The sequence below is a fragment of the Bacillus sp. EB106-02-03-XG38 genome (assembly GCF_058792175.1).
This window is the reverse complement of the sequence record NZ_JBYTED010000006.1, coordinates 118854-143784: the sequence shown is the minus strand read 5'-3', so window position 1 is coordinate 143784 and position 24931 is coordinate 118854. Positions and strand designations below refer to the sequence as shown.

General features: G+C 37.1%; 22 protein-coding genes. 2 read left to right on the top strand and 20 right to left on the bottom strand.

Annotated features, from left to right (window positions below; all coding sequences use genetic code 11):
- Window positions 1-34: 34 nt before the first annotated feature.
- The 3 genes from recG to AC3WTI_RS23520 form a co-directional block, all read right to left on the bottom strand.
- Entirely contained in the window at window positions 35-2083 is a 2049-nt protein-coding gene (gene recG / locus AC3WTI_RS23530) for an ATP-dependent DNA helicase RecG (RefSeq protein ID WP_097840533.1), read from the bottom strand.
- Window positions 2084-2372: 289 nt separating this feature from the next.
- Entirely contained in the window at window positions 2373-4049 is a 1677-nt protein-coding gene (locus AC3WTI_RS23525) for a DAK2 domain-containing protein (protein ID WP_087958597.1), read from the bottom strand.
- A 22-nt stretch (window positions 4050-4071) separates the two neighbouring features.
- On the bottom strand, window positions 4072-4434 hold the full coding sequence (locus AC3WTI_RS23520; RefSeq protein ID WP_000021109.1) for an Asp23/Gls24 family envelope stress response protein: 363 nt from the start codon (window positions 4432-4434) through the stop codon (window positions 4072-4074).
- Window positions 4435-4810: 376 nt separating this feature from the next.
- Here AC3WTI_RS23520 and rpmB point away from each other — a divergent pair, with 376 nt between their 5' ends.
- Entirely contained in the window at window positions 4811-4999 is a 189-nt protein-coding gene (gene rpmB / locus AC3WTI_RS23515) for a 50S ribosomal protein L28 (RefSeq protein ID WP_000124776.1), read from the top strand.
- Between the two features lie 73 nt (window positions 5000-5072).
- Here rpmB and spoVM read toward each other — a convergent pair whose 3' ends face one another.
- The 17 genes from spoVM to AC3WTI_RS23430 form a co-directional block, all read right to left on the bottom strand.
- Window positions 5073-5153 (bottom strand): stage V sporulation protein SpoVM, encoded by an 81-nt coding sequence (spoVM, locus tag AC3WTI_RS23510; protein WP_001213599.1) that lies wholly within the window; start codon window positions 5151-5153, stop codon window positions 5073-5075.
- A gap of 66 nt (window positions 5154-5219) precedes the next feature.
- Window positions 5220-5900 carry a thiamine diphosphokinase gene (locus tag AC3WTI_RS23505; RefSeq protein ID WP_142305797.1) on the bottom strand — a complete coding sequence of 227 codons (681 nt, stop codon included), beginning with the start codon at window positions 5898-5900 and terminating at the stop codon, window positions 5220-5222.
- A 99-nt stretch (window positions 5901-5999) separates the two neighbouring features.
- Window positions 6000-6644 carry a ribulose-phosphate 3-epimerase gene (gene rpe / locus AC3WTI_RS23500; RefSeq protein ID WP_087958595.1) on the bottom strand — a complete coding sequence of 215 codons (645 nt, stop codon included), beginning with the start codon at window positions 6642-6644 and terminating at the stop codon, window positions 6000-6002.
- A 2-nt stretch (window positions 6645-6646) separates the two neighbouring features.
- Window positions 6647-7528: a ribosome small subunit-dependent GTPase A gene (gene rsgA / locus AC3WTI_RS23495; RefSeq protein WP_097840535.1), complete on the bottom strand. Its 882-nt coding sequence runs from the start codon at window positions 7526-7528 to the stop codon at window positions 6647-6649.
- A gap of 268 nt (window positions 7529-7796) precedes the next feature.
- Entirely contained in the window at window positions 7797-9770 is a 1974-nt protein-coding gene (gene prkC, locus AC3WTI_RS23490) for a serine/threonine protein kinase PrkC (RefSeq protein ID WP_097840536.1), read from the bottom strand.
- Window positions 9771-9778: 8 nt separating this feature from the next.
- Window positions 9779-10531, bottom strand: coding sequence for a Stp1/IreP family PP2C-type Ser/Thr phosphatase (locus AC3WTI_RS23485; RefSeq protein ID WP_087958592.1), 753 nt, complete (start codon window positions 10529-10531; stop codon window positions 9779-9781).
- Window positions 10532-10535: 4 nt separating this feature from the next.
- Window positions 10536-11624: a dual-specificity RNA methyltransferase RlmN gene (gene rlmN / locus AC3WTI_RS23480; RefSeq protein WP_001978968.1), complete on the bottom strand. Its 1089-nt coding sequence runs from the start codon at window positions 11622-11624 to the stop codon at window positions 10536-10538.
- 4 nt (window positions 11625-11628) lie between these two features.
- Entirely contained in the window at window positions 11629-12963 is a 1335-nt protein-coding gene (gene rsmB / locus AC3WTI_RS23475) for a 16S rRNA (cytosine(967)-C(5))-methyltransferase RsmB (RefSeq protein WP_087958591.1), read from the bottom strand.
- Window positions 12960-13904 (bottom strand): methionyl-tRNA formyltransferase, encoded by a 945-nt coding sequence (gene fmt / locus AC3WTI_RS23470; protein ID WP_000598791.1) that lies wholly within the window; start codon window positions 13902-13904, stop codon window positions 12960-12962. Before fmt ends, rsmB begins: the two co-directional genes overlap by 4 nt.
- Window positions 13905-13927: 23 nt before the next feature.
- Entirely contained in the window at window positions 13928-14401 is a 474-nt protein-coding gene (gene def / locus AC3WTI_RS23465; protein ID WP_087958589.1) for a peptide deformylase, read from the bottom strand.
- Between the two features lie 11 nt (window positions 14402-14412).
- Entirely contained in the window at window positions 14413-16818 is a 2406-nt protein-coding gene (priA, locus tag AC3WTI_RS23460) for a primosomal protein N' (protein ID WP_098903921.1), read from the bottom strand.
- A complete protein-coding gene (gene coaBC / locus AC3WTI_RS23455; RefSeq protein ID WP_097840538.1) occupies window positions 16815-18020 on the bottom strand; it encodes a bifunctional phosphopantothenoylcysteine decarboxylase/phosphopantothenate--cysteine ligase CoaBC in 1206 nt (401 codons plus the stop codon). Before coaBC ends, priA begins: the two co-directional genes overlap by 4 nt.
- Window positions 18021-18192: 172 nt before the next feature.
- The gene (gene rpoZ, locus AC3WTI_RS23450) at window positions 18193-18405 is read right to left on the bottom strand and encodes a DNA-directed RNA polymerase subunit omega (RefSeq protein ID WP_087958586.1); all 213 of its coding nucleotides are present in this window, start codon (window positions 18403-18405) and stop codon (window positions 18193-18195) included.
- A 2-nt stretch (window positions 18406-18407) separates the two neighbouring features.
- Window positions 18408-19025, bottom strand: coding sequence for a guanylate kinase (gene gmk / locus AC3WTI_RS23445; protein ID WP_001257740.1), 618 nt, complete (start codon window positions 19023-19025; stop codon window positions 18408-18410).
- Between the two features lie 13 nt (window positions 19026-19038).
- Window positions 19039-19302: an extracellular matrix/biofilm regulator RemA gene (gene remA, locus AC3WTI_RS23440; protein ID WP_001251456.1), complete on the bottom strand. Its 264-nt coding sequence runs from the start codon at window positions 19300-19302 to the stop codon at window positions 19039-19041.
- A gap of 67 nt (window positions 19303-19369) precedes the next feature.
- Window positions 19370-20245, bottom strand: coding sequence for a YicC/YloC family endoribonuclease (locus tag AC3WTI_RS23435; RefSeq protein ID WP_087958585.1), 876 nt, complete (start codon window positions 20243-20245; stop codon window positions 19370-19372).
- 99 nt (window positions 20246-20344) lie between these two features.
- Complete coding sequence (locus tag AC3WTI_RS23430; protein ID WP_087958584.1) at window positions 20345-23068, bottom strand: calcium-translocating P-type ATPase, SERCA-type; 2724 nt, start codon at window positions 23066-23068, stop codon at window positions 20345-20347.
- Between the two features lie 104 nt (window positions 23069-23172).
- Between AC3WTI_RS23430 and AC3WTI_RS23425 the strand changes: the two genes are divergently transcribed.
- Entirely contained in the window at window positions 23173-24882 is a 1710-nt protein-coding gene (locus tag AC3WTI_RS23425; RefSeq protein ID WP_097840539.1) for an Rqc2 family fibronectin-binding protein, read from the top strand.
- The last annotated feature ends 49 nt before the right edge of the window (window positions 24883-24931 follow it).

The window sequence follows — 24931 nt, the reverse complement described above, 5'->3', positions numbered from 1 at the left end:
AGTAGAATGCAACAAAAACTTTCGTTGCCTCCCTTTAATCGAGCTTCTCTCCCTGGAACACACCCGTTCCGTCTAGATACGTACGCAGCGAAGCATATTGATCATTATGCCAAAACGCTTCTGAATCTACTAGTAACGCCGCATCTTGTCTAGCTGTTTCTAACGCTCGATAATCATGTACCATATCAGCAACCTTAAATTCTGGTAAACCACTTTGCTTACTTCCAAAGAAATCTCCAGGACCTCTTAACTCTAAATCTTTTTCTGACAATACAAATCCATCATTCGTTTCGGTCATAATACGCATTCGCTCTTTTCCCGTTTCCGATTTTGGATCCGCGATTAATAAGCAATACGACTGTTCACTACCACGACCAACACGCCCTCTCAGCTGATGAAGCTGCGATAAACCGAAACGCTCCGCATCATAAATAACCATTACAGTCGCATTCGGTACGTTCACACCTACTTCAACAACTGTTGTCGATACAAGAATTTGCACTTTATTTTCACTAAATTGTCCCATTATCTCTTCTTTTTCTTGAGATGATAATCTCCCATGCATTAATCCAACTTGACATTTCCCTTGATAATGATGAGTCAGCATGCTATGTAAGTCGATTGCATTTTGCACATCAAGTTTCTCTGATTCTTCAATAAGGGGACAAATAACATATGCTTGTCTTCCTTTTTTTATCTCCTTCTCCACAAAACCGAGAACTCGATCTAACATATCATGTTTTGCCCAGTATGTTTCAATTACCTTTCTACCAGCTGGCATCTCATCGATTATAGAAACATCCATCTCTCCAAATGCAGTAATTGCTAGCGTACGTGGAATTGGTGTTGCTGTCATAAATAATACGTCTGGACTTTCACCTTTTTCCCTTAAAACTCGTCGCTGCGCTACACCAAATCGATGTTGTTCATCAGTAATAACGAGACCTAACCTATGAAAGATAACTTCATCTTGAATTAAAGCATGTGTTCCAACAAGGACATCTATTTCTCCTTGTTCTAATTTCGCCAAAATCTCTCGACGTCTCGCGCCTTTAACTGAACTTGTTAATAATTCAACTTTCATACCAAAGTGCGAGAACGTCTCTGCAAGCGATTGATAATGTTGTTCTGCTAAAATTTCTGTAGGAACCATTAAAGCACCTTGATAATGTGCTAATTTCGCTGCATAAAGACCAATTGCTGCAACCACCGTTTTACCAGAACCTACATCACCTTGTAACAAACGATTCATTCGATAAGGAGATGTCATATCTTTCATAATTTCATCCACAACACGGCGTTGCGCGCCAGTTAACGGAAACGGAAGTGCATCGATAAACTCTTGCAATTTTGCTAAAGGAATTTCTTTTTTCATCCCCTTCGAATTTTCCCTCTCCATTTTCCGTAATGTTTGCATTTTCAACTGAAATAAGAAAAATTCCTCATATACAAAACGGCGACGCGCTTGTTTTAAATCTTCCTGCCCTGCCGGGAAATGCAACGCCTTGAGCGCTTCATAACGTGGCAGTAATTTATATCGACTTAACAATCCATCAGGCAACACTTCGACTATAGAGTCTCCATACTCCTTTAACGCTTGTGCGATAAAGCGGCGCATCTGTTTTACTGTAAGTTTCCCCTTCACTGAGTATACAGGTTCAACTTCTTGTTGACGTACAACAGGTCCAAAATGAAGCTCAGATACCGCAATCGTTTGACGGTGCTGATCCCATTTACCTGTTATCGTTACCGTTTCATCTAAAGTTAACTTCTGCTTATAATACGGTCTATTAAAACATACAGCTGTAATTAAATAGCGACCGACGAGGACACGAACCGTAAGTCGCGACTTTTTCTTCCCATAATATTGCAGTAAAGGAGCACTATGAACTTTCCCCTCAACTGTTACACGTTCATCATGCTTGACTTCAGCAAGATCTTTCATCGCATAATCTTCATAACGGTACGGAAAATGTTCTAATAGATGAGAAACTGTATAAATTCCCATCTCGTGTAGTAATTCAGATGTTTCTCCTCCGATTCCCTTTACATCCGTAACAGGAACTTGTACAACTTCATTCAAAATTCTCACGCTCCGTCACATTATTTTCTTCGATACTTTATCAATTAACACGATTGACATCTGTAATCGCTCTCTTTCACCTTATATATTCTATCATAGGCATTCTAAGAGAAACTACTCAAATACCTCATAAGCAACACGAAAGAAAAGAGCCTCACTATTAGCAGCAAGGCTCTTTTTTATCTTCAATATGCTAGCCTTTTGAATAAAAACTAGTAATAAACTTCATATTACTACTTCTTATCCATTAGCAAGTAATTAATCCATTTATTTTCAAAACGAATTTTTCTTATTCTACAGAGAAGATGAAAGAATATACCGGTTGGTTTCCAGCATGTACTTCTACTTCTGCATCTTCAAATTTCTCTTCTACAAATTCAACTAACTCAGCTACTTCTTCATCAGTTGCATCTTCACCTTGTAGAATCGTCACGATTTCAGAATCTTCATCAATAAGTGCTTCTAGTAATTGCTTTGCAGCTCCTACTTTGTCTGCATTTGTTGATACGATTTTTCCATCTGCAATACACATGAAGTCATCTTTTTGAATTGCTACACCATCAATTTCCGTATCACGTACAGCATACGTAATTTGACCAGTTTTCACATGAGATAAAGCTTCTTTCATGTTTTCTTCATTTTCTTCTAACGTTCCAACTGGATTAAATGCTAACATTGCAGCCATACCTTGAGGAACTGTTTTTGAACGAACTACAATCACTTCTTGATCCACAACTGACGCTGCTTGTTCTGCGGCCATCACGATATTTCCGTTATTCGGTAAAATAATGATTTTTTCAGCGTTCGCTTCTTCAATCGCCTTCACAATATCCTCCGTACTTGGATTCATCGTTTGGCCACCTTCGATAACTTTCGTCGCGCCAATGCTCTCAAATAGAGTTTTAATACCAGATCCCATAGCTACAGTTACGATACCATATGGTTGCTTCTCTTTTGACTGGCTAATTGGCTCAGGCATCATAGCAGGCTCATCTAATAAAGCAGTATGCTGTTCACGCATATTCTCTACTTTAATCTTGATTAAACTACCGTAACGTTGTCCGTAGTTCATAGCGTCTCCAGGATGCTCTGCATGGATATGAACTTTTACAATTTCATCATCAGATACAACTAATAGAGAATCACCATACACACTAATATCTTCACGGAATTTTTGTTCAGAGAAATTATGCTCTTTCACTTTTTCAGCCTCTAATTTCACCATGAACTCCGTACAATATCCATACTTAATATCTTCTGTACTCAATTGGCTTTGTACACTACGGTGATGTTCTGCTCGTACCATCTCATTCATAGATGGTTGGGCAGGTGCATCAGAAGAAATCGTTTCTCCTTTTAAGTCAGCTAAAAATCCTTCGTATACTACTACAAGACCTTTACCACCGCTATCTACAACGCCAACTTGTTTTAATACAGGTAATAAATCTGGCGTACGATTTAACGATGCATTCGCTTCTTTCACAACGTCTTCCATAAACAAAACAAAGTCGCGCTGTTTTTTCGCAACTGTTACTGCATATTTACCCGTTTCTCTTGCAACCGTTAAAATCGTTCCTTCAATCGGTTTCATAACCGCTTTGTAAGCCGCCTCTACTCCAGCTTCTAAAGCTGCAGCAAAATCAACTGTTGTTAATTCTTCTTTTTGTTCAATGGATTTTGAGAAACCACGGAATAACTGAGATAAAATAACTCCAGAGTTACCACGAGCTCCCATTAATAATCCTTTGGCTAAACTTACGCCGACTTTACCAGCATGTTGTGAAGGATTTGCTTTCACTTCACGTGCGCCTGAAGTCATAGATAAGTTCATGTTTGTACCGGTATCGCCATCTGGAACTGGAAATACGTTTAATGCATCAACAAGCTGAACATTATTTGTTAAATTATTCGCTCCTTGAATGATCATTTGTGATAAACGTTTTCCATCAATTTTTTGAATTGACACAGATTTTCCTCCTTAATGCACATTACAAGTTTATTACTTTAACTCCTTGTACGTAGATGTTTACAGAATCTACTGCTAGTCCTACAGTTTGATCTAATGTATATTTCACTTTCGTCTGCACGTTATGTGCTACTTCTGAAATTTTCGTACCATAGCTCACAATAATATACATATCAATATGTACTTCATCTTCATCTTTACGAACGATAACACCTCTAGTGAAGTTTTCTTTTCGTAAAATGTCTGTTAATCCATCTTTTAACTGATTTTTTGATGCCATACCTACGATACCGTAGCAATCTACCGCGGCACCTCCAGCAATTGTTGCAATTACATCTGTACTAATATCAATTTGACCGTACTTCGTTTTAATTTCAATTGACATCTCGTTTTCCCCCTTCATAAATGGTGAAAGTGAGTTAGACTACTTTAGTTACTATCATATAATCTTTTTAAAGAAAATTCCATCGTTCTTTCTTTTCACTCTCATATTTTATGTTTTAAATCACATTTTTTATGATGAGCAAAATAGTCCATTGTTATTATACAACATGTATCACTATAATATGTCAAGCAATTTTTCTTGATTTCAACTTTTCTTCATTGACATATAGTGTCAAGTAATTTTTCTTGATTTCTTTTTTCTACAGTGTTGCATTCTCTTTTTAGTTGTGTTAAATTATAGTAGTGTTTTTAGCATCGCATAAAAGACTAACATTGAAAAATTACGTATGGTAAGGTATCAAGGGAGGGAAATATAAATGGCTCGTGTTTGTGCTATTACTGGAAGAAAAGCTCGTTCTGGTAACTCTCGTTCTCACGCAATGAACGCTACAAAACGTAAGTGGGGCGCTAACCTTCAAAAAGTTCGCGTACGCATCGACGGAAAAGTTCAACGTGTTTACGTTTCTGCTAGAGCATTAAAATCTGGCAAAATCGAACGTGTTTAATAATAAAAAAAAGAGCCGCTAGGCTCTTTTTTTACTATACCAATGAAAAAAGCACCGGTAATAGGTGCTTTTTTTAATCTTTTTTGAAGGTATTTAACATGGCACGAACAATTCCACCAAGAAATTTAGGTAACTTAATTGTATAAAATCTCATGGTTTCCCTCCTAATCCCCATTACTCCACTTGTTCACTATATGATGTAAGGAGCAAAATTGTTTCTTTAATCAGTGCTTCTTATCACCATTAATATGCCAGAAGTAAATGAAAAAGTACCTTTTTCCTTAACGAGTTCGTTACTAATACAAAGTGTCGATCCCCACTCTATTGTTTTGTTAGTTAGCGGATACTTAAAACCAAGTAATGTAATCCCTTCCACTATTTCAGTAACTGGCACGAAAGATACATAAGGGAAATTTTTATTTTCTTCAATTATATGTGTACCCACTTTTTTTACGCTTATTTCATTTTTATTGTCGACAATGCACATTTCTATCTCGACTTCTAATCCTTTTAAAAGCATCTGTATATTTGCTAAACCGTGATCTAACCTTCCGCCGGTAGCACCAAAAATACGAATCAATGTCGGATTTTGTTCTAACGCCCAGTTAATCGCAATTTCTAAATCCGTTTGATCTTTTTCACGAGGAACAATATGTAAGTCATTTGTTTGCTGCCCCATCCATACTAATTCCTCTTCAGTAACCGAGTCGTAATCTCCAAACGCAACAGTTGGAGTAATTCCGCCTTTTAATAAACGATATACTCCTCTATCAACTGCCGCCCACACTACTTTCTCATTTTCATATCGAGAAAAATCTGCACAATATTCCGCAGGACCTCCCGCTAAAATATGAATAATCATGTTTCCTTCCCCTTCTATTGTAAAAAGGCAATCTGCCATTCGGTAGATTGCCTTTTTACATATTTTTTCTCTATCCTTAATAAATAGTGAAAACTTACTACACTAGAAGATTCACTGGGATAAAGACTCGCTCATTCATTATCCACGAATGACACGAATTGCTTCACCGCGGTCTTTTTGATTGTATACTGCTGATCCAGCTACAAGTACATTTGCTCCTGCTTCCACACAAAGTCTTGCTGTTTCAGCGTTTACACCACCATCAACTTCAATTTCTACGTCTAGATTGCGCTCTTTAACCATTTCTGCAACTTGTTTAATTTTCGGCAATACAGAATGAATAAATTTCTGTCCGCCAAATCCAGGGTTTACTGTCATAAGTAATACCATATCGATATCCTCTAATACATGCTCAATCGTTGAAACTGGCGTATGCGGATTTAATACAACTCCCGCTTTAATGCCATGAGATTTAATTAACTGAATTGTACGATGCAGATGAGGGCACGCCTCTACATGAACAGTAATAATATCTGCTCCCGCTTTTGCGAAAGTTGGAATATAGTTATCAGGATTTTCAATCATTAAATGTACATCTAACGGTAACGATGTAATCGGGCGGATCGCCTCTACAATTAATGGTCCAATCGTAATATTTGGTACGAAATGTCCATCCATTACATCGACGTGAATGTAATCCGCTCCGCCTTTTTCTACATCTTTAATCTCTTCCCCTAATTTTGAAAAATCTGCTGATAAAATCGATGGTGCAATTTTAATCATAACTAATACCTCGGCTTTCTCTCTCTAATTTCTTCTACGAATTGTTTGTAATTCTTATAACGATATTCTGTAATCTTCCCTTCTTCAACCGCTGCCTTCACAGCACATTTCGGTTCAGAAAGATGTGTACACCCTCTAAATTTACAGTATTGGCTCGCTTCTTTCAACTCTGGAAAACAATATGTAAGATCTTCTACTTCAATATCTATGAAATCAAGTGAACTAAAACCAGGTGTATCTGCAACTAGTCCACTTCCAATCGCAATTAATTCCACGTGTCTTGTCGTATGTTTTCCGCGTCCTAAATGCGAGGAAATATCATTCGTTTTCAGTTCTAATTCTGGACGTAAAACGTTCAGCATAGAAGATTTCCCAACACCAGATTGTCCTGCAACGACAGAAACACAACCTTCTAAGAATGGCTTTAAAATATCAATACTTTCCGAAGTGTTGATAGAAGTAAATAATACATCATATCCCATCTCACGATAGTCACTTGCATAAGATTCGACAGTCGCTCTCATTTTTTCATCCACTAAATCCATCTTACTAATGCAAATAATCGGCTTAATATTATGATATTCAATCAGCACTAAAAATCGATCTAATAGTCCCGGATTAAAATCTGGTTCTACTGCAGAAAAAACGAGAATTGCTTGATCAACATTAGCAATAGGAGGTCTAACAAGTTCATTTTTTCGATCAAATACTTCAAGCACGTATCCTTCACTTGGATTATCTGCTTGAAAGACAACTTGGTCTCCTACCAATGGTGTAATTTTATTTTTTCTAAACACACCACGCCCGCGACATTGTGTAACCCCTTCTTCATGCTGCACATAATAAAACCCACTTAGAGCTTTTACAATTTTTCCTTCTGGCATATAATTCTCCTTTATTTTATATAAAGTGAAGCTGTAATTCATATTGAATGGATTAAAATCCTTTACATAATGATTTCAAAATCCGTCATATACAAAAGTTAATATAGTTAATCTACCATCAAATTTAAAATATTATTTATAACAGTATCACTTTTATAGCTTTTTGAATCATATATTTTTGCCTGTTATACAGTCCACTATTTGTAGAGAGCATAACAGGCAAGAGTCATACATTCCATCTTCTTCAAAAAGAAAATAGAATTCATTATTATTGAGTTGGATATGGTACTTCTTTATCGATAATCGTTACACCATCTCGTACAATTTTATAATGTCCTTTTGTACCTTCTTGAATTATAAATTCTAAAGAAATAGTTGCCGACTCTGAAATTGTTCTAGTTTCAATTGGTCTATCCATTTTTTGTTGCATGTCTTCTTTATAAATTTCTATCGTTTGCGGTTTTTTCTCACCTATTATAGAAGACTCATAAGGAATAGAAATATTATCCACTTTCACTGTTTTCGTTACTTTCGGCTTAGGGCCCTCTGAGATGATAATCGTCACTTTATCTCCTTCTTTTAACGGTGTTCCTGGTTTTGGAGATTGGGAAATTACAAGTCCTTTATCAACAGTATCGGAATACTCTCGTTTTATATCTGGCGTTAGTTTTCTCTCATTCAAATAACCATTTATGCTATTTTCAGTCCATCCTGAAAAATCACCTGGTCTAATTTGATATGGACCCTTACTTACCCAAATTTTTAAATCTTGTTCCGCTTCCACTACCATTTGATCCGGCGTTGGAATTTGCTCAACGATTTCACCTTTTGGCCTATCATTTTCAATATAATTTATTGTAACTTGTTTATATTTTTCTTCTAATTCATTCCTTATACTCTCAAAATCTTTTCCTGTGAGATCACTCATCTTATTTTTCTTTTTCCCACCCGATTGATAGATAGTAATTTTAGAGTTCTCTTTCACGACTCTTCCGGCCGCAGGATCCGTTTTTAGAACACCACCGACCTCTACATCATCTGTATATACAATATTAGGTTCCGTAACCTCAAAACCCTTTTCAACTAATGTATTTACTGCAGTCGTATATTTCATACCAGCCACATCAGGGACTTTTACATCTTTTGGAATAAAGAACCCTGGAATAACAGTAAGCGCTAATGTTATTCCAATCGCTAAAAGTAAAAATGTTGTAATTAAAATTTTGAGCCATTTATTACTTCGTTTTTTCTTCTTATTTAATTCTACTTCTTCTTTTCTTTTCTGTTCATCCACTTTACTTCCTTTTAAAACAATTGTTTCATCAGTTATATTTTCGAATAATTGTTCTTGTTGAATAATCGGAATCGCTTTCGTCGCTTCCATATCTTCCGGTATGTAAAATGGCTGCTCATTTATCCTCTCTGGATAAAGCGCAGTTTCAATATCTCGTTTCATCGCATTGGCAGATTGGTATCGATGAAATGGATCTTTCGCGGTTGCCTTCAATATAATATTTTCAACACTTTGGGGAATATGTTCATTCCATCTTCTCGGAGACGGAATTTCACTTTGTAAATGTTTTAAAGCTATAGCAACAGCAGATTCGCCAGAAAATGGTTGTCTTCCTGTTAACAACTCAAACATAACAATCCCTAGGGAATAAATATCTGATTGTTTATTTGCTATCCCGCCGCGTGCTTGTTCTGGTGATAAATAATGCACCGAACCGAGTACTGAATTTGTATGTGTAATTGTTGTTGCACTTGTAGCTGTCGCAATTCCAAAATCTGTTACTTTTATTACTCCATCAGCTCGAATTAAAATATTGTGCGGTTTAATATCGCGGTGCACAATTTCAAAATGATGGGCGTGCGCCATGGCGGATGTTAACTGCTCCATAATATCAAGAGCTTCTCCTATCGGTAACATCCCTCGCTCAATTATGTATTGCTTCAATGTTTGTCCTGGTACATACTCCATTACAAGATAATATATACCATCTTCTTCTCCGACATCATACATATTCACAATATTTGGATGCGACAACGTTGTAACAGACTGCGCTTCTCGATGGAAACGTTTAATAAACTCTTCGTTATTTGAATAGTCGAGTCTTAATATTTTCACCGCTACATCTCGGCCTAGTATATCATCATGAGCTAAATACACATTGGCCATTCCACCGCCACCAATCATTTTCAGTAGCTTATAACGGTCATTTAAGCGTTTTCCAATCAGCACGTTGCACTTCACCTACTTTCGTTTGTCGAACCCGCATAATCAATAAGAACAAGGGTGATATTATCTTCCCCGCCACGATCATTCGCCAATTGAATGAGACGTTGCCCCTTAGTTTCTAGCTGTTCATTTAACTGTAAAACTTGTTGCATATCAGCAGTAGAAACTTTATTAGATAATCCATCAGAGCAAAGAAGTAACTGATCATCTTCCTCAAGTATCAATGTTTTCACATCTAATCCGACTGTTTCTTCTGTTCCTAATGCTCTTAACAAAACATTCTTTTTCGGGTGATATTCTGCGTCTTCTTTTGAAATCTCACCATGTCTCACAAGTTCATTGACAAGTGAATGATCTTCCGTTACAAGCGAGATTTTCCCCTCTGATACCATATAACAACGACTATCCCCTATATGACCTATCGTCACAAAGTTTGGTGTACAAATCGCTATTATAAGTGTTGTTCCCATGCCGTTACATTCTACATGTTGCTTAGAGTATTCATATATACGCTCATTAATAATCCCAACACTAGTATGTAACCACTCTTCTAATTTTTTTGGCTCATTCATATTATGTGTTTGCTTCCAATAATCATGAAATAATTGAATGGTCATCGAGCTAGCAACATCACCAGCTCGATGACCTCCCATTCCATCTGCTACTACCGCTAAAATATTTCCATCTAAATTGTGAAAAACTCCTGCACTATCTTCATTATGTTGACGAACTTTTCCTTTATCTGATAGAAACACGGCTTTCATCTCGTCACCTCGTCTCTTCTTTGCGCTCCTTCGCACGCAACTGACCGCAGGCTGCATCAATATCATGACCTTGTTCACGGCGAATCGTTACATTTACTCCACGATCTTTTAACGTCTTTTCAAATAAGAAAATTTGTTCACGTGGCGTACGTACATAATCACGTTCTGGTACATAGTTTACCGGAATTAAGTTCACATGACATTTTACACCTTTTAAGAGCGCAGCAAGCTCTTCAGCGTGCTCAACTTGGTCATTTTCTCCTCCAAATAGTCCATATTCAAAAGTAATACGACGCCCTGTTCTATTTACATAGTATTTAATAGCTTCCATTAAATCAGGAAGCTTATAAGCACGGTTAATCGGCATTAATTTTGAACGTAATTCTGAGTTTGGAGCATGCAGTGAAATCGCAAAATTAATTTGTAAGTCTTCTTCAGCGAACTTATAAATTTTCGGGATAATTCCACTTGTCGAAACTGTCATATGTCTCGCACCAATATGAAGTCCTTTTTCATGGTTAATAATACGTAAGAATCCCATTAAATTATCGTAGTTATCAAATGGCTCTCCAATTCCCATAACAACAAGAGAACTTACACGCTCTTCTGATTCATCAAGTGCACGCTGAACTTCTACTACTTGTGCTACAATTTCTCCAGCTTCTAGGTTTCGTTTTAAACCACCAAGCGTTGAAGCACAGAATGTACATCCAATACGACAACCTACTTGCGTTGTTACACAAATTGAATTTCCATATTCATGTCGCATTAGTACCGTTTCAATAGAGTATCCATCATATAGCTGGAATAAGAATTTAATTGTTCCATCTGAAGACGTTTGTTTTACTAACGTGTTTAAAGTAGTAATATCAAAGGAATTCGACAATTTATCACGCAATCCTTTAGAAAGGTTTGACATATCCTCATAATTTTTTACACGTTTTTTATATAGCCAGTCAAAAATTTGTCCAGCACGGAACTTTGGCTCTCCTTGCTCTTTTAACCAATCTTGCATTTCATGAAGTTGTAAAGAGTAAATTGATGGTTTTTTCGTTTCTAAATTTTTCTTTTGTTTTCTCACAGTCGTTTCCACGATGCTACACCTTCTTCCTTAAACAAGCAATATAAAAGCCATCTGTTGCAAAATAATGCGGTAAAATTTGTACTTGACCTTCATCAATATACGGACTTAGCTTTTCTGGCATACGCTCTTTTATCGTAGTATCCCACTCAAATTCAGGATGCTCTTGTAAAAATCGCTCTATTACTTGTTCATTTTCTATTTTCTCAATTGTGCACGTACTATAAACAAGGCGACCACCTTGTTTTAATAACGGTGCGATTTTTTCTAGTATTGCAAGTTGAATCGTCGATAATCTTTCACTATCGCCTTTATCTTTACCTAACTTAATATCAGGCTTACGTCTAATTACACCAAACCCTGAGCACGGGGCATCTACTAATATTTTATCAAACGTTTCATTTGCAAAGTGCTCTTGCACTTTTCTAGCATCTAATGCCTTTGTTTCAACGTTTTCTAGACCAAGTCGCTCTGCTTGTTGTTTAATTAAACGTACTTTGTGTGCATGTAAATCAAGGGACATGACTTGACCAGTTCCTTTTAATCGCTCTGCAATATGCGTTGTTTTTCCGCCTGGAGCAGCACAACTATCCAGAACTACGTCTCCCTCATCCGGTTCTAGAGCGCGTGCTACCAGCATAGAACTCTCATCTTGAATAGAAAGAAAACCTTTTTTAAACGCATCTGTATGCGCTACATTCCCTCTTTCAATTTGAATTGCATCATCTGATAAATCGCCACGCTTCGCTTCTATACCTTCACTAGCCAATAATTTAATTGCTTCTTCTACTGTTATTTTATCAACATTTACACGCGCTGTTGGTACAGGCGGTAACATGTTCACTTCACACATTTTCTCAGCAGTTTCTAAACCATATACTGAAGTCCACTCTTGGACAAGCCAAATTGGATGACTTGTTGCAATTGCCAAACGTTCTACGGGATCTTTGATTTCATCTACAGAAGGTACACCTTCTCTTTGAATCGAACGTAATACACCGTTCACCATACCAGCAATACCTTTATGCCCGCGACGCTTTGCAATCTCAACCGCTTCATGAATAACGGCTCTTTCGGGCACTCGGTCTAAATAAATCATTTGATATAAAGATAAGCGAAGCAATACTCTTACCCACGCCTCAACCTTCTTTTTTAAAAAAGGCTGTAAATAATAATCTAATGTGTCACGACGTTGAATCGTTCCATATACAATTTCAGTTAATAAACCAATATCTTTTCTATCAATTGTACTTTTTTCAATTAGATTATTTAAAAGTAAGTTACTGTATGCACCACTTTTTTCTACTTGAATTAAACCATCAAGAGCTAATTCACGAACATTTTGTCTCATGCATTTTCTCCTAACTTCGTTCCAATTTCAGGTTTTGTGCCACGTAAAAATTGCGAACAACTCATACGCTTTTTACCAGAAGGTTGCAATTCAGTAACTTTAACACCTGTTTCATTACCTGTTGCTACAACAAAACCATCTTCTTCGATCGCAACAATCGTACCTGCTTCAGCTGATTTCGTTACAGGTACTTTTTCTCCCCACCATACTTTAACAACTTGTCCTGCTAAAGTTGTATAAGCAACTGGCCATGGATTCAATCCGCGAATGTGATTGTATACTTCTTCACCTGTTTTTGTCCAATCAATTTTCTCTTGCTCACGTTTTATATTATATGCAAACGTTACTTCTTCTTCATTTTGTTTAATTGGTTCTAACTTACCTTGAATTAGTAAAGGTACTGTTTTAGATAAAAGATGTGCCCCTGCTTCGCTTAACTTATCAAATAACGAGCCTGTCGTTTCACGCTCTTCAATTTCTACTTCCACTTGCGTTAAGATATCACCAGCATCCAATTTCTCTACCATATACATAATTGTAATACCTGTTTTTTCTTTACCTTCCATAATTGCATAATGGATCGGTGCACCACCACGAAGTTCAGGAAGTAAAGAAGCGTGGACGTTAATACATCCATACTTCGGTGCCTCTAAAATTTCATTTGGTACAATCTGACCGAACGCAGCTGTTACAATTAAATCTGGCTCTAATGCCAATACTTTTTCATATTCGTCTTTTTCACGAATTCTTAACGGCTGTAACACTGGAATACCATGTTTTTCTGCTTCCACTTTAACAGGTGTAGGTGTTAATACCTTTTTTCTACCTACCGGACGATCTGGTTGCGTCACAACACCTATTACATCATAGCCATCTTCGATAAGACGACGAAGCACCGGCACTGAAAAGTCCGGTGTTCCCATAAATACTACTTTTATCATTTAAAAACCGCTCCTTTTAATACCTATTCTAATTCGTTTTCCTCATAATATCTCGTCACTTTCGATGTAAATAACACACCGTGTAAATGATCGATTTCATGTTGAATTGCACGCGCTAAAAATCCTTCTGCTTCTAGTAAAAATACTTTACCTCGGCGATTTTGCGCACGTACTTTAATATAATCCGCACGTTCCACTTCACCATAAAGTCCCGGGAAGCTTAAACAGCCTTCGGGACCTACTTGTTCACCACGTTTTTCTAGTATCGATGGATTGATTAACTCGATTTTCCCACTATCATCATCACCGATATCAACTACCGCCACTTGCAAGCTTACACCTACTTGAGGTGCAGCTAAACCGACTCCGTCCGCAATTAACATTGTTTCATGCATATCTTTCAACAATTTCACTAACTTTTTATCAAAGTTAATTACTCTTTCACACGGTGTTTCTAACACTTCATTTGGATGCTTTACTATTTCTAAAACTGCCATATTTCCCTCCGCTACATTAACATTGTTGGATTAAAATCAATTGAGATTTGTAGCTCTTTTTGCATTTCTGCTTGATAATGTTTATTTACCATTTTGAGCACGTTCTTTAAGTTTGGTTCCCGTTTGTATTTTATCATGCATTGATAACGATATCTATCTTTTATCCTTGGAATTGCTGAAGCAACTGGTCCTAACACCATTGTTTGCTTTGAGCAGTGCGACCGTAAATGACCGACAATTTTTTCCGTGACTTGTACTGCCTTTAATAATTCCGGGTGAGATACCGTTACAAGTACAACATAGTAATAAGGTGGATATTGCCTTGTTCGTCTCATTTGCATTTCTTGGTCAAAAAACACATTATATTGTTGGTTCTTTGCTAACTCTATACTGTAATGTTCTGGCGTATATGTTTGAATTATAACTTCCCCTGGTAATTCATGCCTGCCTGCTCGTCCGCTTACTTGCGTCAATAGCTGATAAGTCTTTTCACTCGCTCGAAAATCAGGTAAATGAAGCATTGTATCTGCAGTTAAAACCCCGACAAGCGTTACTTTAGGAAAATCTAATCCTTTCGCAATCATTTGGGTTCCAAGTAATATATCTGCTTTTTCTTCCCCGAATGCCTTTAATAATTTTTCATGCATCCCTTTACGACTTGTTGTATCTACATCCATTCGAATGACTCGTGCCTCTGGAAATAGTTTTGTAATTTCTTCTTCTACCTTTTGTGTACCTGTACCAAAGAAACGAATATATGTACTTTGACATGCAGGACACGCAGTCGGCATATTTTCTTCGTAGCTGCAATAATGACATTTTAAACGATGGTTCATTTTATGATATGTCAGCGAGATATCACAATGTGGACATTGTACAACATACCCACAATCACGACACATAACAAATGTAGAATGACCTCTTCTATTTAAAAAGAGCACCATTTGTTCTTTCTTTTCTAACCGATCTGCTATTTTTTCATGCAGTGCCTTTGAAAACATAGAACGATTCCCGTCACGAAGTTCTTCACGCATATCAACAATCTCTACTGTCGGTAAAGCTTGTTCATTCATACGCTTTTCCATCGTCAGTAATCCATACACACCTTTTTTCGCTCTTGCAAACGATTCAAGTGTCGGTGTTGCACTACCAAGAACGATAGGACATTTATGATATTGCCCCCTCCACACAGCTACATCCCTTGCATGATATCTCGGATTATCTTCTTGCTTATAGCTCGATTCATGTTCCTCATCGATAATAATAATCCCTAAATTTTCAAAAGGAGCAAATACAGCTGAACGTGCACCAACTACGACTTTTACTTCTTTTCTTAAAATCTTACGCCATTCATCATATTTTTCTCCAACAGACAGCGCACTATGAAGAACTGCAACTTGCGAGCCAAATCTACCTTTAAAACGATCTACCATCTGAGGCGTTAGCGCAATTTCAGGAACAAGTACAATAGCTTCTTTTCCTTTCTTGAGCACCTCTGCTATAGATTGTAAGTACACTTCTGTTTTTCCACTTCCTGTAACACCATATAGTAAAAATGGATTGTAAGTTTCATTTGTAATTGATGATAAAATTGGTGCAATAACTCGCTTTTGTTCCTCCGTAAGCGGGAATGGTTTCGTTTGTTCGAAATCATCATCGTCATACGGATTCCGATATACTTCCACATATTTTTCTGAAATTAGCCCCTTTTTAACAAGTGCTTTAATCGGAGCATCAGTTATTTGCAACTCTTCTGTTATCACTTTCAACGGCACACTTTTATAATTTTCCACAAAATAATAGAGTACATCTTGTTGTTTTTTACTTTTCAGTTCAAATGCTGCTAATTCTAATTTATCTTCTGGCAACTCCGGTTGCACAACTCTTTGTTTCTTCTTTTGCACTTTATCTTTTACTTGATAAACAACTTCAATCGTACCATGTTTAATTTCTTGTTGAATCGTACGATATAGATGTGGCTGCGTCTCAATCGCTTCCCAATCTATCGCTTCTTTGTCCTGAAATAAAAACAGTAGTTCAGGTGCTACTTCTTCTTGCTTGCGAAGTTGTAGACGCTTTTTATACGTTGCTTTTATCGCCGTTGGAAGCATGACTTGAAAAGCTGAAATCATATAACATAACGTTTCGCTCGTAAGCCAATACCCAAGCTTTAATAACTCCTCGTTTATAACCGGTGTTACATCTAATATTTCATGGATTGCCTTTAACTTTTTACTTTCTACTTCAGCCGAATCTTTGATCCCAATAATAAAACCTTGCAATTTCCTTGGACCAAATGGAACTACTACACGCATGCCTGTCTGGACAATATCTTCCCACTTTTTAGGGATAATATAATCAAATGGTCGATCTGTCTGACGTGCGGGTACATCAACAATTACACTTGCAAATTTCATAGACGATCATCTTCTAACATCATTTCAATTTGCTTTAATATTTCACGAGCAACCTCTTTCTTCGTTAAAAGTGGCAACTCTATAGCTTCTCCATCTTTTTTATACATTGTTACAATGTTGGTATCTGTACCAAATCCAGCTCCTTGCGCCTTTACATCATTTGCAACAATCATATTCGCATTTTTCTCACGTAATTTTTTCGTTGCATATTCCTCTACGTTTGTCGTTTCAGCTGCAAAACCGATAAGTAACTGTTTGTCCTTCATCTCACCTAACGTTTTTAAAATATCTACTGTTCTCTCGAGTTCAATTACAGCATCACCATTTTTCTTTTTCATTTTATTATCATGTACATATTTCGGGCGATAATCTGCAACTGCTGCTGTTTTAATAACAACATCTACGTTTGGATAATGTTGCAGAACTGCCTCTAACATATGTTGTGCAGATTCCACTTGCACTGTAGTTACATGTAATGGTGGATTTAACGCTGTCGGTCCCGAAACGAGTATGACATCAGCCCCTAAGTTCGCTGCCACTTCCGCGATCGCATATCCCATTTTTCCCGAAGAAAAATTGGTCATAAAACGTACTGGATCAATCTTTTCACGAGTTGGACCAGCCGTTATTAATATTCTTTTTCCTTGCAATGGCTTTTGTTCTGAAAAAGCCTCTTCTAACCGTGCAATGATCGCTTCAGGTTCTTCTAATCTTCCCTTCGCTACATAACCACACGCTAAAAAACCTTCTCCAGGCTCAATAAATGTATATCCTAACGTTTTTAGCGTCATCATATTTTTTTGAACAATTTTATTTTCATACATATGCACATTCATAGCAGGTGCAATCCACACTGGAGCTGTAGTAGCTAACAAAGTAGTTGTAATCATATCATCTGCAATACCGTTAGCTAACTTTCCAATACAATTGGCTGTAGCAGGTGCAACAAGTACAACGTCTGCCCAATCTGCTAAATCGATATGAGCAATAACAGCTGAATCTTTCTCATCGAATGTATCCGTATATACATCATGGCGAGAAAGCGCTTGGAATGTAAGAGGTGTAACAAACTTCATTGCCGACTCACTCATCATCACTTTTACAATGGCCCCAGCTTGTGTCAATTTACTCGTTAACGCAGCCGCTTTAAAGACCGCAATGCCTCCTGTTACACATAGAAGTATCTTTTTCCCTTTTAGCATATGGCTCGTCCTCTTTCTTTTTCAAACTTATCATACTGAAACAATATTCTCAGCTCATCAGTACCAATATTTCTTCCCTACCGTAAAAAAATAACAACCTACTTGTAAATAGGTTGTTACCGTTACATAGAAAATTATAAAGTCTATGTTTTGAATTGTCGAAGACAAAGTCTTAGTCAGTTACTTTGTCTTCACTTGGTACGTAGCTTAACACTTCTACATCGATTTCTTCCAATGCTTTACCTACACATTTATGAGAAACAGGTTGTTCGATAACACAGTTATTAGCAAGTTGCATTTCACGCGCACGTTTTGCAGCTACTGTTACAAGTGTATATTTAGAATCGATTTTTGTTAATAATGAATCAATTGATGGATTTAACATAATTATAGACCCTCCGTCATTTCTTTATAATATTTTGCTACTCTTTCGCGGCGGCAATGTTCGCCAACCACAATTGCTTTAATTCTTTCACAAGCTAATTCAACTTGATCGTTTTCTACAACGTAGTCGTAAGCGTCCATCATTTCAATTTCTTCTTTCGCTACCGTTAAACGATTTTCAATAACATCTTCAGTTTCTGTACCACGACCGACAATTCGGTTCTTTAGTTCAGATAAACTTGGAGGTGCTAAGAAAATGAATACACCTTCCGGGAAAGCTTTCTTAACTTGAATTGCTCCTTGCACTTCAATTTCTAAGAATACATCTTTTCCTTCTTGTAATGTTTTTTCAACATAGTCAATCGGTGTTCCGTAATAATTACCTACGAACTCAGCCCACTCAAGTAATTTTTCATTACGAATCATTTCCTCAAACTCTTCTCTCTCTTTAAAGAAATAATCTACACCATCCACTTCACCTTCACGTGGCTTACGTGTCGTTACTGAAATGGAGTACTGAAAACGTGTATCCTCATGACTAAACAGCTCTTTTCGAACCGTTCCTTTACCAACCCCAGAAGGTCCTGAAAGAACGATGAGCAATCCTCTTCTACTTCTCATAAATATGTAAAACCTACCCTTCCTCACTTAAATCTTCTTTATTATTCAAACGATGTGCAATCGTCTCTGGCTGAATTGGACTTAATACTACATGCCCATCATCCATAACAATAACCGCCCTTGTTTTTCTCCCATACGTAGCATCAAGCAAAGCATTATGTTCGCGTGCTTCCTGTACTGTTCGTTTAATAGGAGCTGACTCCGGACTTACAATAGCAATAATTCGATGAGCAGATACAATATTTCCGTATCCAATATTTAAAAACCGCATGGCCATAGTTTGCGCCTCCTAGTAAGTCTATCCGATTTCTCCACCACGTATAACTTTATATATTTTTTGAAAGCTACTCAATATTTTGTACTTGTTCACGAATTTTTTCAAGGTTATTTTTCATTTCTACAACATATTTTGAAATTGTTAAGTCATTTGCCTTAGAACCAATCGTATTAATTTCTCTATGCATCTCTTGCACGATGAAATCCATTTTTCTTCCAACAGGTTCTTCAATCTGCAGTGTTTCACGAAATTGCTCTAAATGACTTTGCAAACGAACTAACTCTTCGTGAATATCACAACGCTCAGTAAAGATTGCAACTTCTGTTAACAATCTTTGTTCATCTAACTCTTGATTATGTAATTCTTTTAAGCGATTTTCTAATCGTTCACGATATTTTTGTGTAACAATTGGTGCATGCGGAATAATTGCATTTACACAATTGTGAATCTCTTGTAAACGATACGCTATATCTTTATGTAATCGTTCTCCTTCGCCATCTCTCATCGTTTTTAACATATGAGCAGCTTGGCGAACAGCCTCATATAAACTGTTCTCAAATTGTTCATTTACATTTTCTACTTCTTCAATCGCTGTTACTTCTGGCATTGCCATTAATTGCTGAAGTGTAATAGAATCTTGTAATTGAAATTTTCCTTTTATATCTTTCATAATCGATTGGTACTGCTCAAGAAGCGACCAATTCACACTTAATTTTCTTTCGACAAGCCCTTCACCCGTTATACTAATAGACACTTCAATGCGTCCACGTCGAACTTGTTCTGCAATTATTTTACGAATTTTGTCTTCAAATACCATCATCTGCTTCGGAAGGCGAATACTCATCTCTAGAAAACGGTGGTTCACCGATTTCATTTCTACTGTAATTTGAAAAGTATCAGTTTCTACTTTCGACCTTCCAAATCCTGTCATACTACAAATCATTTTTATCACATCCAAGCCATGAAATAACTCAATGAAAAAGGTAATAGAGACAAGGCTCTACTACCTTCTGTAAATTATATCACATTTTCATATCATTGACTATTTCAAGTTTAATCCCTTCTTATATAATACTGGCTTTTCCTTCTTCCCCTTTTTCCCCGTTAACAAAGAACCTACTAGTAAGAAGGTCGGAATTGATGATAAACCGCCAATTAACAACCAATCTCTTGCTTGTATTGGCATCGTACTAAAGATCGGTTGTAGCGGTGGATAATATATAACCACTAGCATGAGTAGTAATGAAATGATAACCGCTCCAACCAAATACACATTTCCAAACGGATTACGATGGAAAACAGAATGCTCACTTCGACAATCAAATACATGAATAAGCTGAGCAAGTACCAGCGTCGCAAACGCTACAGTTTGTGCATATTTCAGTTCATTTGGATGTTGATTATATGCAATTATAAACGCTACTAAAGTCACTGCTCCTATTAGAAAACCACGACTTATAATTTTCCAGGCAAGCCCTCTAGCAAATACCCCTTCTTTCGGATGACGCGGCGTTCTCTTCATCACGTCTCCCTCAGCCTTATCTAAACCTAATGCCATCGCCGGTAAACCATCCGTAACTAAGTTCACCCATAAAATTTGAATTGGAACCATCGGCAGCGGTAATGCAAGTAACATTGCAAATAACATGACTAAAATTTCTCCTACGTTCGATGCTAATAAATAACGAATAAACTTACGTATGTTCTCGTATATATTTCTACCTTCTTTAATTGCTGATTTAATCGTAGCAAAATTGTCGTCCAGCAATACAAGAGAAGAAGCTTCTTTCGCAACGTCTGTCCCCGTAATTCCCATCGCTATCCCAATATCCGCTGTTTTTATAGCTGGAGCATCGTTCACACCATCGCCTGTCATCGCTACTATATGCCCTTTATTTTGCAGCGCTTTAACAATTTTCAATTTATGTTCTGGTGATACACGAGCAAATACATACGTATCTTCTACAACATTTTCTAATTCTTCTACATCCATATTTGCAAGTTCTACTCCTTCAACAACACGTCCACCTGGTGGTAAAACCCCTAATTGTTCGGCAATCGCCATTGCAGTCACTTTATGGTCCCCTGTAATCATAACTGTTCGGATACCTGCTTCTCTGCACTCTTTTACAGCCTGCTCTACCTCTGGTCTTGGGGGATCAATCATTCCTTGTATCCCGACCAACATAAAATCTTTTTCAACGTCTCTTTCATGTTCAATAGAGTCTGTTATTTTTAATGGCTTAAAGGCAACTGCAATTGTTCGAAGCGCTTGACTACCTAAGCTATGAATAGCCGCCTGCACTTCTTTTCTATACAACTCACTTAACGGTTGTTGCTTATCCCCCCACAAAATTGTTTGGCTCATTTGCAAGAGGACATCTGGTGCTCCCTTCGTAACAAGAAACTTTTTCCCTTCTCTATCTCGCACAATAACACTCATCATTTTTCGAGTTGAATCAAATGGAAACTCACGAATAATTTCAAATTTCCCTTTCAGTGCCTCACGCGTTATCCCCGCTTTCATTGCTGCAGCTACAAGCGCTCCTTCAGTTGGATCTCCATCTAATACATATGCCTTTTTCTTTTGAATAATATTTGCGTTATTACATAGTGAACCAAATGTAAGTAGTTGATAAAGCGATTTCGTCTTAGCTGGATTAATTTCTTTTTCACCTTTCACAAAAGAGCCATTAGGTTCATACCCTTGACCTGTTACTTTCCACAACTCTCCACCTGACCACATATGTGTTACCATCATTTTGTTTTGCGTCATCGTTCCTGTTTTATCAGAGCATATAACGGAAGCACAACCTAACGTTTCTACCGCTGGCAACTTCCTTACAATTGCTCTCTTTTTAATCATACGCTGTACACCAAGCGATAAAGCTACTGTAACGATTGCTGGTAATCCTTCTGGAATAGCAGCAACAGCTAGCGACACGCCAGCTAAAAACATATGATATACTTCATTCCCTTGATACACACCAGCTAATACAACAAGCGCTGTCAAAACAAGTGCCACTATAATTAATATTTTTCCAAGTTGCTCTAACCTTCTTTGCAGTGGTGTTTCCATTTGCTCTGCATTTTGTAACATATTTGCAATTTGACCCATCGCTGTATTCATACCCGTTGCTACAACGACTCCTGTTCCAGCTCCTCGTGTAATCATGGTACCCATAAAAGCCATATTTTTTTGATCACCAATTGAAACATCTTGCCCTTGCAATGCTTCTACTTTTTTCTGCACCGGTACTGACTCTCCTGTCAAAGCTGATTCTTCGATATATAAACTCGATGCCTCAACAAGACGTACATCAGCACCAATTCGATCGCCACTAGAAAATTTAATAACATCACCTAAAACGAGTGCTTTAGACGGTGCCTTTACCCACTTTCCATTCCGCATTACAGTAACTTGCGGGGCGGCTAGCTCTTTTAAAGCTTCCAATGACTTTTCTGCCTTTCTTTCTTGGAAAAAGCCGAGAATACCATTGATAATAACAATTGCAACAATTGCAATCGAATCAATGTATTCCCCTAAAAAAGCTGAAACGATTGTTGCACCAAACAAAACAAGTACCATGAAATCTTTAAATTGCGCTAAAAAGACCATTAGTGCAGAAGGCCTTTTCGCTTCATCTAATTCATTTGTACCAAATTTCTTTATTCGCCCTTCTGCTTCTTTCTCTGTCAGTCCAACCTTCACATTCGTATTTGTTCTTTCTTCCACTTCATGTGCGCGCATTCCATACCAGTTCATCCTGCCATCGACCTCCTGATTCCAGACATACTCTATTCAAAGCTTATTCAGCCTCGTCCAAAAAAATGCTATAATTAACTTTTAGTTAGAAAGGAGTGTTTTTTATGGCATTCGATGGATTATTTACAAGAGCAATTACACATGAAATTGCAAATTCTCTTTACACGGGGAGAATTTCAAAAATATATCAACCTTCAAAATATGAGATTTTATTACATATTCGAGCAAACGGAAAAAATCAAAAACTGATTCTTTCCGCTCATCCGACATATGCACGTTTACACTTAACAAATCAAAATTACGATTCACCTGCACTTCCGCCAATGTTTTGCATGCTTCTTCGTAAGCATTTAGAAGGTGGATTCATTGAAAAAATTGAACAAATTGATTTAGAGCGTATTATTCAAATTACTGTGCGAAGCAGAAATGAAATTGGTGATGAATCACTAAAAACATTAGTGATTGAAATAATGGGACGACACAGTAACATCATTTTAGTAGACACAAAAACAAACAATATTTTAGATAGCTTAAAACACGTTTCTTTAGCCGTAAACCGACATCGAACGGTATACGCTGGAGCTGAATATGTTGCACCACCAGCACAACATAAAATTAATCCACTTCAGATTGAAACAAATGAGGAATTTATTAGACCACTAGACTTTCTATCTGGAAACATGGATAAACAGCTTGTCGGCACCTTTACGGGAATATCACCATTATTCGCGAAGGAAGTAGTGAAAAAAGCAGGTATGGTAAATGAAAAAGCATTAGCTGATGCATTTTTCTCCATACAACGACCATTACTAACTCATACATATTCACCAACGATGACTACTTCAAATGGGAAAGAATTCTTCTACCTTTTCCCTCTTGCACACTTGCAAGGAGCAGACAAGACGTTCTCATCTGTTAGTGAATTGCTAGACCGTTTCTTTTTCGGAAAAGCAGAGCGCGACCGTGTAAAACAACAAGCTTATGATTTAGAGCGCTTTATGCAAAACGAAAAAAATAAAAATGAGAAAAAACTCATTAAACTAGAAAAAACATTACAAGATGCTGGAAAAGCAGATAAATATCAACTATTTGGCGAACTACTTACAGCCAATATGTACGCTTTGAAAAAAGGTGATAAAGATATTGAAGTCGTTAACTATTACGATGAAAATGGCGGAACTGTAAAGATCGCATTAGATCCTTTAAAAACGCCTTCTGACAATGCGCAACGCTATTTTCAAAAGTATCAAAAGGCGAAAAATTCAGTTGTTGTTGTAGAAGAACAAATCGAAAAAACAAATGAAGAAATTCTTTATTTTGATAGCTTACTTCAACAAATGGAAGCTGCTTCTTCAAAAGATATAGAAGAAATTCGTGAGGAATTAGCTGAAGAAGGTTATATGCGCAATCGTAAAACGAAAAACGCAAAGAAAAAGCCTACTAAACCAGTATTAGATAAATATGTAGCAAGTGATGGCACAGAGATTTTCGTTGGAAAAAACAATAAACAAAATGATTACTTAACAACGAAATTTGCCCGCCGTGATGAAATTTGGTTACACACGAAAGACATACCTGGTTCTCACGTTGTCATTCGTTCTTTAGAACCGGCTGAAGAAACTTTACTAGAAGCTGCCAAAATTGCTGCCTACTACAGTAAAGCAAAAGAGTCTAGCTCTGTACCTGTTGATTTCACCAAAATACGCCATGTCAAAAAACCGAGTGGTGCAAAACTTGGTTTTGTTACGTACGACAATCAGCAAACTGTTTATGTAACACCCGATGCTGATACAGTAATGAAATTAAAAGCGTAAATAAAAAAATGCGTTGCTTATAAGCAACGCATTTTTTATATGTTTTCAA

Bases quoted from the DNA above. Each gene is read 5' to 3' on its own strand.
- AC3WTI_RS23520 (WP_000021109.1), bottom strand. From the start codon at position 4,434: ATGTCAATTGAAATTAAAACGAAGTACGGTCAAATTGATATTAGTACA.
- rpmB (WP_000124776.1), top strand. From the start codon at position 4,811: ATGGCTCGTGTTTGTGCTATTACTGGAAGAAAAGCTCGTTCTGGTAAC.
- spoVM (WP_001213599.1), bottom strand. From the start codon at position 5,153: ATGAGATTTTATACAATTAAGTTACCTAAATTTCTTGGTGGAATTGTT.
- AC3WTI_RS23505 (WP_142305797.1), bottom strand. From the start codon at position 5,900: ATGGCAGATTGCCTTTTTACAATAGAAGGGGAAGGAAACATGATTATT.
- rpe (WP_087958595.1), bottom strand. From the start codon at position 6,644: ATGATTAAAATTGCACCATCGATTTTATCAGCAGATTTTTCAAAATTA.
- rsgA (WP_097840535.1), bottom strand. From the start codon at position 7,528: ATGCCAGAAGGAAAAATTGTAAAAGCTCTAAGTGGGTTTTATTATGTG.
- AC3WTI_RS23485 (WP_087958592.1), bottom strand. From the start codon at position 10,531: ATGAAAGCCGTGTTTCTATCAGATAAAGGAAAAGTTCGTCAACATAAT.
- rsmB (WP_087958591.1), bottom strand. From the start codon at position 12,963: ATGAGACAAAATGTTCGTGAATTAGCTCTTGATGGTTTAATTCAAGTA.
- fmt (WP_000598791.1), bottom strand. From the start codon at position 13,904: ATGATAAAAGTAGTATTTATGGGAACACCGGACTTTTCAGTGCCGGTG.
- def (WP_087958589.1), bottom strand. From the start codon at position 14,401: ATGGCAGTTTTAGAAATAGTAAAGCATCCAAATGAAGTGTTAGAAACA.
- priA (WP_098903921.1), bottom strand. From the start codon at position 16,818: ATGAAATTTGCAAGTGTAATTGTTGATGTACCCGCACGTCAGACAGAT.
- coaBC (WP_097840538.1), bottom strand. From the start codon at position 18,020: ATGCTAAAAGGGAAAAAGATACTTCTATGTGTAACAGGAGGCATTGCG.
- rpoZ (WP_087958586.1), bottom strand. From the start codon at position 18,405: ATGTTAAATCCATCAATTGATTCATTATTAACAAAAATCGATTCTAAA.
- gmk (WP_001257740.1), bottom strand. From the start codon at position 19,025: ATGAGAAGTAGAAGAGGATTGCTCATCGTTCTTTCAGGACCTTCTGGG.
- remA (WP_001251456.1), bottom strand. From the start codon at position 19,302: ATGGCCATGCGGTTTTTAAATATTGGATACGGAAATATTGTATCTGCT.
- AC3WTI_RS23435 (WP_087958585.1), bottom strand. From the start codon at position 20,245: ATGATTTGTAGTATGACAGGATTTGGAAGGTCGAAAGTAGAAACTGAT.
- AC3WTI_RS23430 (WP_087958584.1), bottom strand. From the start codon at position 23,068: ATGAACTGGTATGGAATGCGCGCACATGAAGTGGAAGAAAGAACAAAT.
- AC3WTI_RS23425 (WP_097840539.1), top strand. From the start codon at position 23,173: ATGGCATTCGATGGATTATTTACAAGAGCAATTACACATGAAATTGCA.